General features: G+C 64.0%; 10 protein-coding genes. 6 read left to right on the forward strand and 4 right to left on the reverse strand.

Annotation, left to right across the window (positions count from 1 at the left end; translation table 11 throughout):
• Positions 1 to 105 precede the first annotated feature (105 nt).
• Genes fes through entS form a run of 4 tightly spaced genes read left to right on the forward strand, consistent with a single transcriptional unit; the run spans position 106 to position 11,574 of the window.
• Positions 106 to 1,413: an enterochelin esterase gene (gene fes, locus ACJ8J5_RS05810; protein WP_261424521.1), complete on the forward strand. Its 1,308-nt coding sequence runs from the start codon at positions 106 to 108 to the stop codon at positions 1,411 to 1,413.
• A 30-nt stretch (positions 1,414 to 1,443) separates the two neighbouring features.
• Positions 1,444 to 1,668, forward strand: coding sequence for an MbtH family protein (locus tag ACJ8J5_RS05815; protein ID WP_404758482.1), 225 nt, complete (start codon positions 1,444 to 1,446; stop codon positions 1,666 to 1,668).
• Positions 1,669 to 1,719: 51 nt separating this feature from the next.
• Complete coding sequence (locus tag ACJ8J5_RS05820) at positions 1,720 to 10,230, forward strand: amino acid adenylation domain-containing protein (RefSeq protein ID WP_442520471.1); 8,511 nt, start codon at positions 1,720 to 1,722, stop codon at positions 10,228 to 10,230.
• 60 nt (positions 10,231 to 10,290) lie between these two features.
• The gene (entS, locus tag ACJ8J5_RS05825; protein WP_261456374.1) at positions 10,291 to 11,574 is read left to right on the forward strand and encodes an enterobactin transporter EntS; all 1,284 of its coding nucleotides are present in this window, start codon (positions 10,291 to 10,293) and stop codon (positions 11,572 to 11,574) included.
• Positions 11,575 to 11,578: 4 nt separating this feature from the next.
• Here the strand turns inward: entS and ACJ8J5_RS05830 are convergent, their stop codons facing one another.
• Complete coding sequence (locus tag ACJ8J5_RS05830) at positions 11,579 to 11,938, reverse strand: winged helix-turn-helix transcriptional regulator (protein WP_025302868.1); 360 nt, start codon at positions 11,936 to 11,938, stop codon at positions 11,579 to 11,581.
• A gap of 102 nt (positions 11,939 to 12,040) precedes the next feature.
• Between ACJ8J5_RS05830 and ACJ8J5_RS05835 the strand changes: the two genes are divergently transcribed.
• Positions 12,041 to 12,595 (forward strand): NAD(P)H-dependent oxidoreductase, encoded by a 555-nt coding sequence (locus ACJ8J5_RS05835; RefSeq protein ID WP_147823808.1) that lies wholly within the window; start codon positions 12,041 to 12,043, stop codon positions 12,593 to 12,595.
• 37 nt (positions 12,596 to 12,632) lie between these two features.
• On the opposite strand, the gene ACJ8J5_RS05840 is transcribed toward ACJ8J5_RS05835, so the two are convergent.
• Positions 12,633 to 13,409: an NAD(P)H-dependent oxidoreductase gene (locus ACJ8J5_RS05840; RefSeq protein ID WP_060433089.1), complete on the reverse strand. Its 777-nt coding sequence runs from the start codon at positions 13,407 to 13,409 to the stop codon at positions 12,633 to 12,635.
• An 84-nt stretch (positions 13,410 to 13,493) separates the two neighbouring features.
• Here ACJ8J5_RS05840 and ACJ8J5_RS05845 point away from each other — a divergent pair, with 84 nt between their 5' ends.
• Positions 13,494 to 14,387 carry a LysR family transcriptional regulator gene (locus tag ACJ8J5_RS05845; protein ID WP_164067130.1) on the forward strand — a complete coding sequence of 298 codons (894 nt, stop codon included), beginning with the start codon at positions 13,494 to 13,496 and terminating at the stop codon, positions 14,385 to 14,387.
• A 22-nt stretch (positions 14,388 to 14,409) separates the two neighbouring features.
• Here the strand turns inward: ACJ8J5_RS05845 and ACJ8J5_RS05850 are convergent, their stop codons facing one another.
• Positions 14,410 to 14,571, reverse strand: a complete 162-nt coding sequence (locus ACJ8J5_RS05850; RefSeq protein WP_162837924.1) for a hypothetical protein — start codon at positions 14,569 to 14,571, stop codon at positions 14,410 to 14,412.
• A 141-nt stretch (positions 14,572 to 14,712) separates the two neighbouring features.
• On the reverse strand, positions 14,713 to 16,779 hold the full coding sequence (locus tag ACJ8J5_RS05855) for a TonB-dependent copper receptor (RefSeq protein WP_414104489.1): 2,067 nt from the start codon (positions 16,777 to 16,779) through the stop codon (positions 14,713 to 14,715).
• Positions 16,780 to 16,870 lie beyond the last annotated feature (91 nt).

Consider the following 16,870-nt stretch of genomic DNA (forward strand, 5'->3'; position numbering starts at 1 on the left):
GTTTGCACGACGGTAAAAATCCGACAAATAGTATTGAAAATGATAATGAGTATCAATACGATTGTCAGGTTTTGTAAAAGACACTCATGTTATGTAAGGGGCGCTATGGAGTTTTTGCCGGAAAAGAGGCCAGAAAACGGTCGTGAGGGATTGGCGGCGCAGTGGCTGCGTGAAGAGGCGGCAGGGCAATCCGCGTGGTGGCAGAAGGTTGCCGCTCACGGCACACCCGTGGTCGAACCGCACGATGACAGCCACGTCAAAATGACCTGGCTGTGGCGCGATCCCGACGGCGATGAACGGCACTCGCCGATATGCCGCGTTTACGCCGATATCAACGGCATTACCGATCACCACAGCACGTCCCCCAGCAGCCTGACCCGGCTCCCCGGCACCGACGTTTGGTACGGCGCGGCCGTTATCGATCGCCGCTGGCGCGGCAGCTACAGCCTGATCCCCATTACCGACCGGGATCTTCCCCCCGTCTTTAGCGACGACGAAACGTTGCGCGATCGCCAACAGCGCGCCTGGTGGGTATCGCTGTTCCCGTTGGCCATCGCCGATCCGCTGAATCGCGTATCGCTGGGGCCGTCTCATCGCCCGCGGCCCGTCTCTCTGGCGCAAGGGCCGGATGCCGACGATCAAAGCGCCTGGCAGGCCGCCGATCGGCCGCTGGAGGAGGCGCGGCTGCAGCTTTTCCAGTGGCAGAGCGAACGGCTCGGCACGCAGCGGCGCGTCTGGCTGTATGCCAGCGGCGACGCGGGGGTGAAAGCGAATCGCCCGCTGGTGCTGCTGCTCGATGGCCAAAACTGGGTCGAAAGGCACGCGCTGTTGCCGGTGATCGAGCACGAAACCGCAAAAGGGCACCTGCCGCCTGCATGTTGGCTGCTGATCGATGCGATCGACGGCGAACACCGGGAAAACGAGCTGCCTTGCAACGCCGCGTTTTGGCAGGCGGTGATCGACGAACTGTTGCCGCAGGCGCAGAAGCGCGAACCGTTCAGCGAGGCAGGGGCGCGCACCGTCGTCGCCGGCCAGAGCTACGGCGGGCTGGCGGCGTTATATGCCGGTTTGCACTGGCCAGAGCGCTTCGGCCACGTGCTGAGCCAGTCCGGCTCCTTCTGGTGGCCTACGGTGCAATTCGTTACCCAATTCGAAAAACGCCACGAGCTGGAAGAAGGCTGGCTGATACGCCAGGTTCGGCAACGCAGCCCGGCGGCGCCCAAGCTCACCGTGATTCAGCAAGCCGGCGATCGAGAGGCGGACATCGAATTCGTTAATCGCCAGATGCATCAGGCGCTGGCGGCGGCAGGGCACCGCGCCGAATACCGCGTGTTTTCCGGCGGACATGATGCGCTCTGCTGGCGTGGCGGCCTGGTGGACGGCGTGCGCCAACTGCTTTCCGCGATGGAATAACCCACACATTTTGACAGACAGGTAATGCAAATGACTCAGGAACAACAAAACCCGTTCGATGACGAAAGCCTACGTTTCTCCGTGCTGGTCAACGCGCAGCAGCAGTATTCGCTGTGGCCGCAGTTTGCCAATACGCCGCAGGGGTGGCGCGTGCTGATGGGGCCGGCGTCGCGCGGCGAATGTATCGACTATATCGAAGCGCACTGGCAGGACATGCGGCCGGCGGCGCTGAAAGCGGCGGATGCGGCGCGTTAAGCGCCAGGCAGCCACATCGATACATTCCGTTTGAGGGAAAGGACAGACACCATGTCAGAAACGCTTTCTTTACCGGATACTCAGGTCGAGTATCGGGATTATCCGCTGGTTGCGGCGCAACCGGGGATCTGGATCGCCGACCAAATCGCGCTGCGGCGCAACAGCTTCGCCGTGGCGCACTACACCGAATTGCACGGCGCAATCGATCGTTCGGCGCTGGAGCGCGCGATCCGTCAGGGGCTGGCCGAAGCGGATACGGTTCAGGCGCGGTTCTTTGAGGCGCAGGACGGCCAGCCGGTGCAGCGTCTCCCGTTGATAGCCGACCCTGCGCGCGTACAGGCGCCGGAGTGGTTCGATTTCAGCGCGCAGCCGGACGCCGAACAGGCGGCGCTGGCGCTGATGAACGACGATCTGGCGCAGGATTTGCCTGCGGACGGCGAACGGTCGCTTTATCGCCATGCGATAATCCGCGTCAGCGCCGATCGTTGGTTTTGGTACCAGCGCTTTCATCATCTGACCCTGGACGGCTTCAGTTTCGAAGCCATCACCCGCCGGATCGCCGATATCTATCGCGCGCTGCGCCACGGGCTGTCGCCGGTGGCCTCGCCGTTTACCCCGTTCGGCAAGGTAGTGGAAGAGTTTCAGCAATGGCAAACGTCGCCCGCACGTGAGCGGGCGGCCGAATTCTGGCGCCAGCATCTGCGCGAACTGCCGTCGCCGCTGTCATTATCGACGGAAAGCCGGGAGGTTGAACCGGGCGCCCGGCCGCTCAAACAGGTGCTGGTGCTGCCGGAGTCACTGTTTGACGAAGCGCTGCGCGACGACGCGTTGCAGGCGCTGCAACCGGCCGACATCGTCACGGCGGCGCTGGCGATGTATCTGGCGCGCATGAGCGGCGAAACCCGCTTCTCAGTCGGTTTTCCTTTCATGCGGCGGATGGGGTCGCAGGCGCTGGCGGCGGTCGGCCCGGTGGTCAACGTGCTGCCGCTGCTGCTGAACGTGACGCCGGAGCTGTCGCTGGCGGACGTCTGCCAGGCGACCGTAGCGCAGATCAAACAGGCGCGCCGCCATCAACGCTATGAGGCGGAGCAGATCAAGCGCGATCTCGGCCTGGTCGGTGGCCATCAGGAACTGTACGGGCCGGTGATCAACGTCAAGGTCTACCACAGCGCCTTGTCGTTCGACGGCCAAGCGGCCGTTACCCATACGCTGGCGATGGGGCCGGTCGATGACCTGGAGTTTGAGATCGGCTTTCGCAACGGCGTGCTGACGCTGTCTTTGGTGGCCAACCCGGCCAAATACTCGCCGCGCACCTTGCATCATCACGCGGAGCGCATCGGCCATTGGCTGCAGCAGTTGGCGCGACAGCCGCACCAGCCGAACGCTCAACTGGCGCTGATCGGCGAAGGGGAGCTAAGGCAACTCGCGGCCTGGGGGCGCGGCGCCGATCTGACGCCGCCGACGGGCATGGTGTCAATCATGGATGCGTTCCAGCGCCAGGTTGAACGCCAGCCTGAGGCATTGGCGGTGGCCTGCGGCGACGAGCGCCTCAGCTACCGGCAGCTCTCCGAACGGGTGATGCAGTTGGGGCGAGTGCTAATCGAAAGCGGCATCGGCGCTGAAGACGTGGTTGCCATCGGCATTCCGCGCTCGGTGGACACGCTGGTCGCGCTGTTCGGCGTTTTGGCCAGCGGCGCGGCCTATATGCCGCTCGATCTGGACTATCCGCGTGAACGTTTGGCGCTGATGTGCGACGACGCGCGGCCGGTAATGTTGCTGACCCACCGCGCCACGCTGACCAACATGCCGGACCTGCCACAAGTATTGTGCCTGGACGACGCAGCGTGCCTGGCGCGCTGCGCGGCTGCCGAGGCCACGCCGATAACGGACGACGAGCGGCGCATGCCGCTGAGCGAGGCGCATCTCGCCTACATGATTTACACCTCCGGCTCGACCGGCAAACCCAAGGGCGTCATGTCCACGCATCGCGGGCTGCTGAACCTGTTCCTGTCGCACCAGGCCTCTCTGTTCGGCCCGGCGATCGAAAAATTCCAGGCTCGCCACGCGCGCCGCTTGCGTGCCGGCCATACCGCCTCGTTTTCTTTCGACTCCTCCTGGGAACCGCTGTTCTGCATGATGATGGGCAGCGAACTGGTTATCTTCGACGAGGAGCTGCGCCGCGACCCCTGGGCGCTGCTGGAACAAACCCAACAGACGCCGATCGATCTGCTGGACATCACGCCGTCATTCTTCTCGCAACTGGTGGACTGCGGCCTGCTGAAGGGGCAGTTCCCGCTGCCGTCGTTCGTGATGATCGGCGGTGAGGCGGCGACGCCGACGCTGTGGAACCTGATGCAGCAGCATCCGGAGGTGGAGATCCACAACTATTACGGCCCGTCCGAATACACCGTCGATACCCTGGGCGCGCCGGTCACGGCCGCCGATCAGCCGGTGATCGGTCGCCCCCTCGCCAATACCGCCGTCTGGCTGCTCGACAGCCGGCTGCAGCCGGTGCCGATCGGCGCGGCGGGCGAGCTGTACATTTCCGGCAAAGGCATCGCGCGCGGTTACCTGCGGCGCCCGGATCTGACGGCGGCGCGCTTTGTCGCCAACCCGTTCGCCGAAGGCGAGGTGATGTACCGCAGCGGCGATCTGATGCGCTGGAGCGCGGAGGGTCAGCTGGTATTCATTGGCCGTACCGATCACCAAATCAAGGTGCGCGGCTTCCGCGTCGAGCTGGGTGAGGTGGAAAGCGCCTTGGCCGCCTTGCCGGACGTGGGGCGGGCGGTGGTGATCGCCGAGCCGATCGGCGCCACCTATCGTTTGATCGGTTACTGCTCGGTGCAGGATGACGCGCGGCGCGCCTCACCCACGCTGCAAAGCGAACTGCTGGGGCAACTGGCGCAGCGTCTGCCGGATTATATGGTGCCGGCGATCCTGGTGGTGATGCCGGAGCTGCCGCTTAACGTGAATGGCAAGATTGACCGTCAGGCGCTGCCCAAACCGCAGGAAACGCTGGCGCAAAGCATTCGTGAGCCGGCCACCGAACAGGAAAGGCTGATTTGCGGCGCCATGGCGCAGCTGTTGGGGATGGATCGCGTCGGCGCCGACGACGATTTCTTCGCGCTCGGCGGCGACAGCATCTCGGCGATGGGGCTGGGCACCGCCCTGCGGCGCAAAGGTTATCTGCTGCGGCCGCGCGAGATCTTCGCGCTGCACACCCCCGCACGCATGGCGCAGGCGATGCAGCCGCTGGCCATAGACTCTCAGGCTACACGCAGCGTACAGCAAGGCCCGATCGACGGGCTGCCGATCCTGCACTGGTTTGCCGAGACGGGCGATATGCATCGCCGCTTCGCGCACGGCGTTTTCCTGCGTGTACCTGCCGAGCTGCAGCCGCAACAGCTGCGTTATGCGTTGGAACAGCTGCACACGGCACACCCGGCGCTGGGCGCGCGGATCCGCGACGGTCAGTTGGTGGTTGAAACCGCCGCCGCCGGTGAGCTGATGCAGGTTAATACCGTGTCCGGTGAGCTGGAATCAGCGGCAGAACAGGCGTTTGATGCCGCGCTTGACCATCTCGATCCGGCGGCCGGCGCCATGATGCAAGCCATCCTGTTGCAGCGCGACGAGCAGAGCCTGGGGCTGGTGCTGGCGATCCACCATCTGGTGGTCGACGGCGTTTCCTGGCGCATCCTGCTCGACGAACTGCGGCAAGTGGCCGACAGCGCCATGCAGGGGCAGCCGATCATGCTGCCGCCGGAAGAAACCTCGCTCTATGAGTGGTCTGCACGCCTACGAGCCGACGTCGAACGCCGCGAAGCCGAGCTGCCGTTCTGGCGGCAGATGCTGGCGGACGAGGTGCCGCGTTTGGGGCGACGCGTGCTGGATCCGCAGACCGATCGCATCGCCTCGGTGAGCGAACGGCGCACGCTGATCGACAGCCGCCTGACCGCCGCGCTGCTCGGCACCTTGCCGCAGAGATACCGCGCGCAGGTTGAAGAGATCATGCTGTGCGCGCTGGCTCAGGCCTGCCGCCGCCGTTTCCAGGCCGCTTCGCTGCGTTTCTCTCTGGAGTCGCACGGCCGCGCTGAACTGGACGACGGTCTCGATCTGGCCCGCACCGTCGGCTGGCTGACGGCGGAGTATCCGCTGCGCATCGAACTGCATGACGCCGAGCACAATGAGGCCGTGCGCGCGGTGAAACGGGCGACGCGAGCGGTAGCCGATCGCGGCATCGGTTACGGCCAGCTGCGTTATCTGCATCCGCGGCGTGACGAACTGGCGGCGCTGGCGCAGCGCAATGCGCCGGAGATCTTGTTCAACTACCTCGGGCGCTTCAGCCAGGACGAGGGGAACTGGGCGCCGCAACGCAGCCAAACCCGCTTCCGCGACGCCTTCGCCGTGGCGCAGGATGCACAGCAGGCGCTGTCGTATGGCCTGGAGGTGAATATCTTTGTCGAAGAGCGGCGCGACGGCGCGTGCCTGGCGATCAACTGGAGCTGGCTGGAGGGGATTTTCAGCGAGAGCGACATTACGCAGCTGCACAGCGGCATCGAGCAAGCAGTGCGTGCACTGTGCGAATTTGCCGAACGGCATCCCGATCGCGCGGCGGCGACGTTGGTAGCGGCCGAGATCGCCCAGCCGAACGTTGACGATGAGACGGTGCGCGCCTGGGAGCGGGAGTGCGGGCCGTTAGCCGCGGCGCTGCCGCTGTTGCCGTTGCAGCACGGCCTGCTGTTCCATGCGCAGACCGCGCAGCAGGGCGGCAGCTATAACTCGCTGACGCGCCTGAGCCTTTGCGGCGAACTGGACGCACATCGCCTTCAGCAGGCGCTGGATGCGGTGATCCGCCGCCATCCGCAGCTGGCCGCCCGATTCAACCGCGAGGGCGAACCGCTGCAGCTGATACCGCAGGAAAGCCATTGGCCGCTGGACAGCCACAGGCTGCCGCCGCTGGCCGAAGAGCAAGAAATGCAGGCGCTGAATGAGCTGGAGCAGAAAGAGCTGCAGCGCGATCTGTTCAACCAGCCGGGCGCAATGTTGCATGCGCTGTGGGTCAAACACGGCGATAGCGAACGCCACACGCTGTTCCTCAATGCCCATCACTTGATCGTCGACGGCTGGTCGACGCCGGTAGTGCTCAACGATCTGATGCTGGCCTTGCGTGAAGGCGAGCAGGCGCTGCCGACGCTGCGTTCGAACTACGCCGATATCGTGCGCCGCCTGACCGCGCGGGATGCTGAAGCTTCGCGCCGCCTCTGGCGTGAGACGCTGCAGGATGTGCGCCCGACGTTGCTGTTCGGTGAAACGCAGGACGATCGCGTGCATGAGCTGGAAATGACGCTGCCGCCGGCCGAGGAGACGCGTTTGCTGACTCTGTGCCGCGAACGCGGGTTGACGCTCAATACCGTGATGCAGGGCATTTGGGCGCTGCAGCTGGCCAGCTGTTGCGGCCATCAGGACGTGGTGTTCGGCTCGCCGGTTTCCGGCCGCTTTGGCCAGATAGAAGGGGTTGAGGAGCATGTTGGCCTGTTCAGCAACACGCTGCCGGTGCGGGTTCGTCTGCAGCATGACCGTTCGTTGACGGATCAGTTGACCGAACTGCAGCACCGGCAGATTGAACTGCTGGAGCACGACGATTTGGGGTTGGGGGAGATCCAGCACCTGGCCGGGGCGGGCACGCTGTTCGATACGTTGTTGGTGGTAGAAAACTACCCGGACAACGACGCTCTGCTGGGCGGAGCAGGGGCGCTGCGCTGCGACGCCATCCGCAACAAAGGCTATACCCACTATCCGCTGACGCTGCTGGTGCTGCCGGGCGAACGTCTGCGTCTGCTGATGGAGTACCGCGCCTCGGTGCCGCAGCCTGAGCGCTTCGCCGCGCGGCTGATGGCGCTGCTGCAACAGTGGATCGCCCAGCCGGATCTGCCGCTGCCGCGCTGGCAGTTGCAAATCCCGCAGGAGCAGGCGCTGATCGCGGCGGTCAACCGCACCGGACAGGCGGTGGCGGACACCACCTTGCATCAGGCGATCGCGGATCAAGCGCGGCGCACGCCGGAACGCATCGCGCTGCAGGATGCCGGGCACAGCCTCAGCTACCGTGACATGCAGCGCCAGGCCGCGCTGTTGGCCGAGCGGCTGACGGCGGCCGGCATTCAGCCGGGCGATATTGTCGCGGTGGCGTTACCACGCTCCGTGCGCCTCAGCCTGGCGCTGACGGCGATTGTGCAGACCGGCGCCGCCTGGTTGCCGCTGGACACCGGCTACCCGGACGAGCGGTTGGCCTACATGGTGGAGGACGCCAAACCACGGTTGATTATCACCGAAAGCGCGTTGGACGCCCGCTTTGCCGCACTGGCGCCGACGCTGCGGTTCGATGTGCTGGACGACAGCGGGCGCGAACCGGCGCCGCGCCCACCGACGGGGAACGGCGATTATCCCGCCTACGTGCTGTATACCTCCGGCTCTACCGGGCGGCCGAAAGGCGTGGTGGTGAACCACCGGGCGATCGTCAACCGCCTGTTCTGGATGCAGCACGAGTATGCGCTCGATGCGCAGGACGTGGTCTTGCAGAAAACGCCGTGCAGCTTCGACGTTTCCGTCTGGGAGTTCTTCTGGCCGCTGATGGTCGGCGCGCGCCTGGTGATGGCGCCGCCGGAGGCGCACCGCGATCCGCAGGCGCTGACGACGTTGATCGACGACTATGGCGTGACCACGCTGCATTTCGTTCCATCCATGTTGGCTATCTGGGTGGAGGCCTTGAACGAGCGGGCGCCACAGCGCGCCGCCGCCAGCCTGAAACGCGTGTTCTGCAGCGGCGAAGCGCTGTCGTGCGAACTGGCTTCCCGCTATCAGGCGTTGGTCACGGCGCCGCTGCACAACCTGTATGGCCCGACGGAGGCGGCGGTCGATGTCACCTATCAACCGGCGTCCGGCGCGGCATTGGCGGCGGTGAACGGCGCCGGCGTGCCGATCGGCAAACCGGTCTGGAACACCCAACTGAGCATTCTCGACGCCATGCTGCGGCCGGTACCCGTCGGCTGCGCCGGCGATCTCTACCTGCGCGGCATTCAGCTGGCCGATGGCTATCTGCATCGGCCGGGGTTGACGGCACAGCGGTTTGTCGCCGATCCCGCCGGCAACGGGGCGCGCATGTATCGCACCGGCGATATCGCCCGCTGGCTGGAAGACGGCAGCGTCGAGTATTTGGGACGCAGCGACGATCAGCTGAAGATCCGTGGCCAGCGTATCGAGCTGGGCGAAATCGAACAGGCGTTGCTGGCACAGCCGGGAGTAGCGCAAGCGGCGGTGCACGCCATCGAACTGGGCGAGGGCGCGACGGGGCTGGGCGGCGCCGATATGCGGCAGCTGGTTGCCTGGCTGATCGCCCAACCGGGCGTGACGCTGGATACTGCCGTGCTGCATCAGGCGCTGGAGGCACGTTTGCCGGCGCACATGATGCCGGTCAGCTATGTCATGACCGACAGCTTCCCGCTCAGCGCCAGCGGCAAACTGGATCGCAAGGCATTGCCACGGCCGCAGCTGGCCCTGCAAGCCGGGCGTGCGCCGCAGAGCGACAGCGAGCGCCTGCTGGCGGCGCTGTTCGGGGAACTGCTGGGGCGCGAGACGGTGTATGCCGACGACGACTTCTTCGCGCTGGGCGGCCATTCGCTGCTGGCGATGCGTCTGGCGGCAGAGCTGCGCCGGCGCGTCCCGCGGCCGTTGAGCGTCGGACAGATCATGTTCGCCCGCAGCCTGGAGAAGATGGCGCACCTGCTCGATGACGCGCAGGCCGCCAACTCGGCCGAGAGCCGTGGCGTCGGCGAATGCCTGCAGCTGCGGGCCGGTCAAGGCCCGGCGCTGTTCTGCCTGCATCCGGCTTCCGGTTTCGCCTGGCAGTACTCGGGGCTGAGCCGTTATCTGCCGGGGAACTACCCCATCATCGGCCTGCAGTCGCCAAGACCGGATGGCGCTATCGCCACCTGCGAGGATATTGAGCAGATGGTCGATCGTCATCTCGCCCATCTGCGCCGCCTGCAGCCGCAGGGGCCTTACTACCTGCTGGGCTATTCGCTCGGCGGCACGCTGGCGCACTCGATGGCCGCGCGCCTGCAGCAGCAGGGCGAAGAGGTGGCGTTCCTCGGCATGCTGGATACCTATCCGCCGGAAGGCCAGGATTGGACCGGCCCCAGCGAGGAAGACGCGCAGAAAGAGGTGGCGCAGGAACAGGCCGAGTTTATGGCGGAAGATCATGGCGATCCGGCGCTGATGGCGGAGAAGGCGGCGATGTTCGACAGCATCGTCGCCAACTACCGCGATGCGGTGCGCATTCTGTCCCAGGCGCGCAGCCGGCGTTTCCACGGCACGGCGACGCTGTTTGTCGCCGACCAGACGCTGCCGCCGGAGATGGACATCAATGCCGTGTGGGCGCCGTATCTGGATGGGTTGATCTGCCATCATCAGCGCTGCGAACACGCGGACATTCTGTCTCCGGCCTCGCTGGAGACGCTTGGGCCGCTGTTGCATTCGCTGCTGACGCGGCAATACGGCTTGGTATAACGCAACCGGGCCGGGGGGCGTGCGTCCCGGCCCGCACTAAAACATGACATGCAGGACACTATGGCCAGACCTTCTTTTTTTCTTGATTTCAGTTTGCTGAGAAGCAATGCGCATTTCCGCGCGATTTTCTGCGCCCGCATGCTGTCGGTGTTTTCCCTCGGCATGTTGGCGGTAGGGGTGCCGATTCAGATCCAGGCGATGACCGGATCCACGTTGCAGGTGGGCGTGGCGGTGGCGCTGGACGGCGTAGGTATGTTTATCGGCCTGATGCTGGGCGGGGTGCTTGCCGATCGCTACGATCGCCGCAAGCTTATCCTGTTTGCGCGCGGCACCTGCGGGCTGGGCTTTGTCGCCCTGAGCCTGAACGCCTTCGCCCCGGCACCGTCGCTGTGGGCGCTCTACCTGCTGGCGGCCTGGGACGGCTTCTTCGGCGCGCTGGGTATGACGGCGCTGATGGCGGTGATCCCGCTGCTGGTCGGGCGTGAAAACCTGGCGGCGGCAGGGGCCTTGAGCATGGTGACGGTGCGCATCGGCGCGATCCTCGCACCGGCGCTGGGCGGGATTATCATCGTGTTCGGGGGTGTCGGTCTCGCCTTCGCCGTCGCGGCGGCAGGGACGCTGGGCACCCTGGTCCCGCTGGTGCGCTTGCCGACGCTGCTGCCGCAGCAGCAGGAGCCGGAACACCCGCTGCGTGCGCTCGCCAGCGGCTTCCAGTTTGTCTGGCGCAATAAGGTGGTCGGCTCGGTGGTGCTGCTGGGGATGCTAATGAGCATCGTCGGCGCCGTCAGGGTGCTGTTCCCGGCGCTGGCGCAGGACGCTTACCACGTTGGCGCGTCCTCTATCGGCCTGATGTACTCCGCGGTGCCGCTCGGTGCGATGCTGGGCGCGCTGACCAGCGGCTGGGTGGGGCGATACGCTCGCCCTGGCGTGCTGATCCTGGTCGCCGCTATCGTCGCGTTCACCGCCATCGCGTCACTGGGGCTGTTCAGCCACCTGGCGCCGGCGCTGCTGGCGCTGGTGTGCTACGGCTACGCCAACGCTATCGCCTCACTTCTGCAGTTCATGCTGATCCAGAGCAACACGCCGGATCATTTGCTTGGGCGGGTGAACAGCCTGGGCACCGCGCAGGACGTGACCGGCGACTCGATCGGTGCGCTGGGGCTCGGCGTACTGGGCAGGGTGTTCACCCCGTTGATGAGCGTGCTGTCGTTTGGTGCATTCGCCGCCGTGCTCGGCGTGCTGGTGGCTTTCAGCGTACGCACGCTGCGCCAGTGCCGGCCGGCGGACGCGTTGGTTGAGCACGACGATCCCACTCCGGCAACCTCAGCGGCGGCGGACAACTAACCTCTCAGGGCACCGGCTGTTCCGGCCGGTGCTGTTCCCCCCAGTTACACATCATGTCGATCACCGGGATCAGCGAACGCCCGCGTTCGGACAGGCTGTACTCCACCTTGGGCGGGATCTGCGGATACTCCTTTCTCACCACTAGCCGGTCTTTTTCCAGCTCTTTCAGCGTCGAACTCAGCGTTTTGTACGAAATGGTGCCGATGCAACGCTGCAGTTCGTTGAACCGCAATACCGGCTTATACAGCGCCAGCCAGTAGAGAATAATCATTTTATATTTGCCGTTGATCACCGACAGGGTGTAGCCATAGCCGGTGTCTTCGAGACTGATGCCCGTTGGGCTGCAGTGAGATTCGGCGGTCATTTTATACTTTCTCCAAGGTAAGTATGTGTCGTGAGTGTGCGTATTTTACATTCTGTCAGCATACCCTAAGATGCGTCGAAACACCTGACTGGAGAAATCAGTATGAAAACCTTGGTGATCGTGGCCCATCCCGATATGGCGAACTCGGTGGTTAACAAACGTTGGCTGGAGGAACTGCGTCGCTATCCGGAGCGGTATACGGTGCACGAATTGCATCAGGCCTATCCGGACTGGCAGATCGACGTCGCCAAAGAACAGCAGTTGATTGAAGCGCATGACAACATCGTGCTGCAGTTCCCGATTTACTGGTTCAGCAGCCCGCCGCTGCTGAAAAAATGGCTGGACGACGTGCTCACCTACGGCTGGGCCTACGGTTCCCGCAGCGGCTATAAGATGCAGAACAAGAAACTGGCGCTGGCGGTCACGGCGGGCGTGCGCGCAGAAGATTACGCGCGTGAAGGGCGTTATCGCTACTCGCTGGAGGAAATCTTCCGGCCGTTTGAAGTCACCGCCGGTTACGTGCGGGCCGACTATGCCTCGTTCTTCGCCTTTTATGGCAAGGAGGCCGCTTCGGACGGGGTGGCAGAGCAGGTTCAGCAGCATGAGCTGGACAGCAGCGCACAGGGCTACCAGACATTTCTCGCCGCCCTGAATTAACGCCACGCCCCGGATGCGCCAGGGCGTGCGCCTCCGGCTACTCGATGTGAACGCCGAAACCGTCCTGACCCGGCGCGAGATGCGCTTTCAGCGTCAACTGCGGGATCAGGTAGTCACCGGCGTTCTGTCGCCGAAACGGAATGGGCTCGGTGTGCCACAGGGTATCGAGCCGTTGCCCGAGCTGCTCGCACAGGGCGGCGAAGCGCGTCTCGTCGGTCTTTCCGGCGCGGTAGGTGACAAACGGCGGCAGCACCTCGAAGCCTGGGTAATGCAGCATGCCGTGCTGGATCGGAAACAGGATATCGTCGATCGGCCCGTTGATGCCGCGCGGGGCGTAATGGGACTCCCAGCCGCCGGCGGTGACGATCAGCATCGCCCGTTTGCCCGCCAGCGTCCCCTCGCCGTAACGGTCGCCCCAATGGGTGTCGGAATGCTCACCGACGCCGTAGGCAAAACCATAGGCATAGACACGCTCGAACCAGCCTTTCAGAATCGCCGGCATCGAGAACCACCACAGCGGAAACTGCAGCAGCACCGCGTCCGCCCAGCGCAATTTTTGCTGCTCCCGTTCGATATCGGCGCTCTGCACGCCGTTGGCAAACGCGCGCTGGGAATCCAACGAAGGATCGAAACGGGGCCCTGATGCACCTTCCAGGCTGTCGTTGGCGTCAAGTGCCGCTTTCCACTTCATGGCGTACAGATCGGACACCTGTACCTGATGACCGGCCTGCGTCAGGCGCTCAACGGCGAAGTTTTTCAGTGAGCCGGTCAGCGACTGCGGCTCCGGGTGGGCGTAAACAATCAGCACATTCATAGCAACTCTCCTTGGTGTGAGAGCTGCAGGTTAGGGCGTCACAAGGTATATTAGAAATGAATTACCGTTATCCCAGGTATAACCATGAATAATTTAAGGCGGCTGGATCTCAATCTGCTGGTGACGCTCGACGCGCTGCTGGCGGAGCACAACGTTACGCGCGCGGCGCAGCGGCTCAATTTCTCTCAGCCGGCGGTCAGCGTGCATCTCGCCAAACTGCGGGCGATCTTTGACGATCCGCTGCTGTTGCCCGGCCCGCGCGGCATGCGTCCGACCGCCAGAGCGGAGCAGCTGCGGGAACCGCTGCGCCAGGCGCTGGCGGCGCTTGAGTTGGCGGTAACGCCGGCGACGCCGTTCGATCCCGCCGTGGCGACCGATACCTGGCGTGTGGCCGCCTTCGACTACGGCGAATCCACCATCGTCCTGCCGGCGCTGAACGGTTTGCGCACGGCGGCGCCCGGCACCCGGCTGGCGGTGCTGGAAACCGCGCCGTCACGCATCGCCAAACTGGCGGAACAGGGAGAGATCGATCTGGCGTTTCACACCCGTGAAGGGGCGCCGCCCGGTTTGCGTCAGCGCACGCTGTTCAGTGAACGCTATGTGCTGGTGGGCAGAGTCGGCCATCCTAAACTGCATGAAAACCTGACGCTAACGCAATTTTGCCAATTGGAGCAGGTGATGGTCTCACCGGACGGCGGCGGTTTCTACGGCATCACCGACCAAGCGCTGGCGGACGTGGGGCTGACGCGGCGCGTGGTGCTTTCCGTGCCGCATTTTCTCTTCGTGATCTCGGTGCTGACGCAGTCCGATTTGGTGGCGATGCTGCCGGAGCGGCTGGTGCGCAACCAGCCTTTATTGCAACAACTCGAGCCGCCGCTGGCGGTGCCGGGTTTTGAAATGACCATGCTGTGGCACGAAAGATCGCATCGGGATCCCGCTCACCGGTGGCTGCGCGAACATATCGTGCGGTCAGTGTAAGCGGGTTAAACTGCGCGGGAAATTACATGAACAGGAAGCGGTCGGCCAGCGGAACGCCGCGTTCGAGGCGCGGTGGCAACGCGTCGTCGCGATCGTCTGGCTGAGTAGCCTGTGGCGCGACATCGTCGGCTTTTTCGATCATCAGCTCGCCGAGCAGGGCCAGAAAACGAGTGAGCTTTTGCATATTCCCTCCGGATCGTTGATTACGTTGAGGGTGATAGTAATCGCCGCTAAACCGAATGGGAAAAACTTAAAACTCATATCCTAAGAACCGGATCGCATATCGCATGACCGGGCGACGGTTGCCCATCGCCCGGTGGATGGCTTAGAAGGTGACGTTAACCTTGGCCCACAGGGTGCGGCCCGGTTCATTCACCGCGCTGTTGGCCGAATAGCCGAAGGCGCTGTTGCCCGCCAGGTTAAGGTGCTCGCTGTAGGTCTTGTTCAGGATATTATCCAGACCGGCGCTCAGCTTGACGTTTTTATTCACCTTGTAGGCGGCGTTGGCGGAGAGCACGCCGAAGCCGGCGCTTTCGGCAAAGTCTTTGCCCACCACGTTGCCTTCGTTGATCGCCACACGGTGCTGGCTGCTGACCAGACGCCACAGACCGGTGCCGCTCCAGTCGCCGTACTCATAGGTCAGCCCCAAGCGTGCCTCCAGCGGCGGGATCTGCGGCAGCGGGCGGCCGTCGCTGGTGTTTTTACCCCAGGAGTAGGCCAGGCTGGCGTCGGTTTTCCAGTGCTCGCTCAGTTGGTAACCCATGCCCATTTCGCCGCCCATGATGTTGGCGTTGACGTTATCGGCCTGGCTGAGACGCGCATTGTGCGGATCGTATTTGAACAGGATGAAATCATCGACGCGGCCCACATAAGCGGAGACCCAGCCGTTGAAGCGCTTGCCGTTGTATTGTGCGCCGATGTCGAGCTGCGTGGTTTTCTCGCTCTTGACGCTGGAGAACGGATCTTTGCTGCCGTTCGGGCCCAGCTTCGGCGAGAATAACTCCCAGTAATCCGGGAAGCGCTCGGTATAACCGACGCCGGCATACAGCATCAGCGGCAGGTCGGCCAACGTATGCTCAAGACGCATAAAACCGCTAGGCAGGGTGTCCGAACGCTCCCCATCGCTGCCGCTGCGGAAATTCTCCACCAGGGTGCGGTCAAGACGCGCGCCGCCGATCAGTTTATCCTGCTCGCTGGTGGACCAGGTCAGCTCACTGAAGGCGCCGTAGCTGTTGAACTGGGCGTCTTTTTCCCAGCTGCCGCGGCTCATGCTGCGGTGGGTGTTGGTCTGCGTGTCCAGGCCGCTTTCAAGCTTCACGTCCTGCCACTGCCAGGTGCCCATCACGCGGCCGCCGACGGTGCGGCGATCGAGCTGCATCGTCATGCCGGAAGACATCATGTGCCCGCCGTGGCCCCCCATGCTCATACCGCCATGGCCGCCGTGCCCCCCCATGCCACCGCTGCCCGGCGAGCGCAGGGTGACGTTGTCCATCACGTGGTTGGCGTAGTTGTAGTAGACCTGCGCTTCCAGCTTATCCAGCACCTCGCCGATGTTGGATTTTTCCACCCGCATGCCCAGGCTTTCGCGCTTGAACTGCGAACCGTCCATGCTGCGGCCGGCATAGCGCGCTTCGCCGTTGCCGCGGCCCATGGTCACTTCCAGCAGCGTATCGTTGTCCGGCGTCCAGCCGAGCGCCAGATCGCCGTTCCACTTGTCCCAGCGCGACGGCACGCGCGTATTGGTGCCGTCCTGATAATCGTTGGAGCGGGATTTGTTGGCCATCACCCGCAAGTAACCTTGCTCGGCGCCGAGGCTGGCGTCGATATTCTCGTCCCAGCGGCCATTGGAGCCGGTCAGCACGCTGGCGTTGCCCTTGATACCCGGCTCGTCGAAGCGCGGACGTTCACGTTCGAAACGCACGGTGCCCGCCGACGAACCCGGCCCCCACAGCACCGTCTGCGGCCCTTTGGTGATGGTCAGCAGATCGAAGCTTTCCGGCGAGATGTAAGAGGTGGGCGCATCCATTCTCGATGGGCAGGCGCCGAGCATCTCTGAACCGTCGGTGAGGATCTTCAACCGCGAACCGAACATGCCGCGAAATACCGGATCGCCGTTGGTGCCGCCGTTGCGGATCTGAGAAAAGCCGGGAATGGTTTTCAGGTAGTCCGAGCCATCGCTGGCCGGCACCGGCTGGCGTGGGGTTTTTGGTGAGGTGACGATGGTCAGCGGAGAGTAGAGCGGTGCGGTAACGGTGATCACGTCGCCATCATTAACCTGTGCGCCGGTAGGGGGCTGATGCGCCTGCGCCGCGTAGCCGGCCAGCAGGAACAGCGGCATGGCGGCGGTGATGGCGCGGGTAACGGCGTTCTTTTTATAAGTCGGTTTAAACATCATCTTTCCTTTAGCTAACTCTTTTCCGTTCTTGGCCGAGGGATTATTCAGGCGTGGGGCGGCCTGGCGAAAGTCACCATCGGAAAATACG

Origin of the sequence: Serratia sp. CY43202, from assembly GCF_052168755.1 — a bacterium.
GTDB lineage: Bacteria > Pseudomonadota > Gammaproteobacteria > Enterobacterales > Enterobacteriaceae > Serratia > Serratia bockelmannii.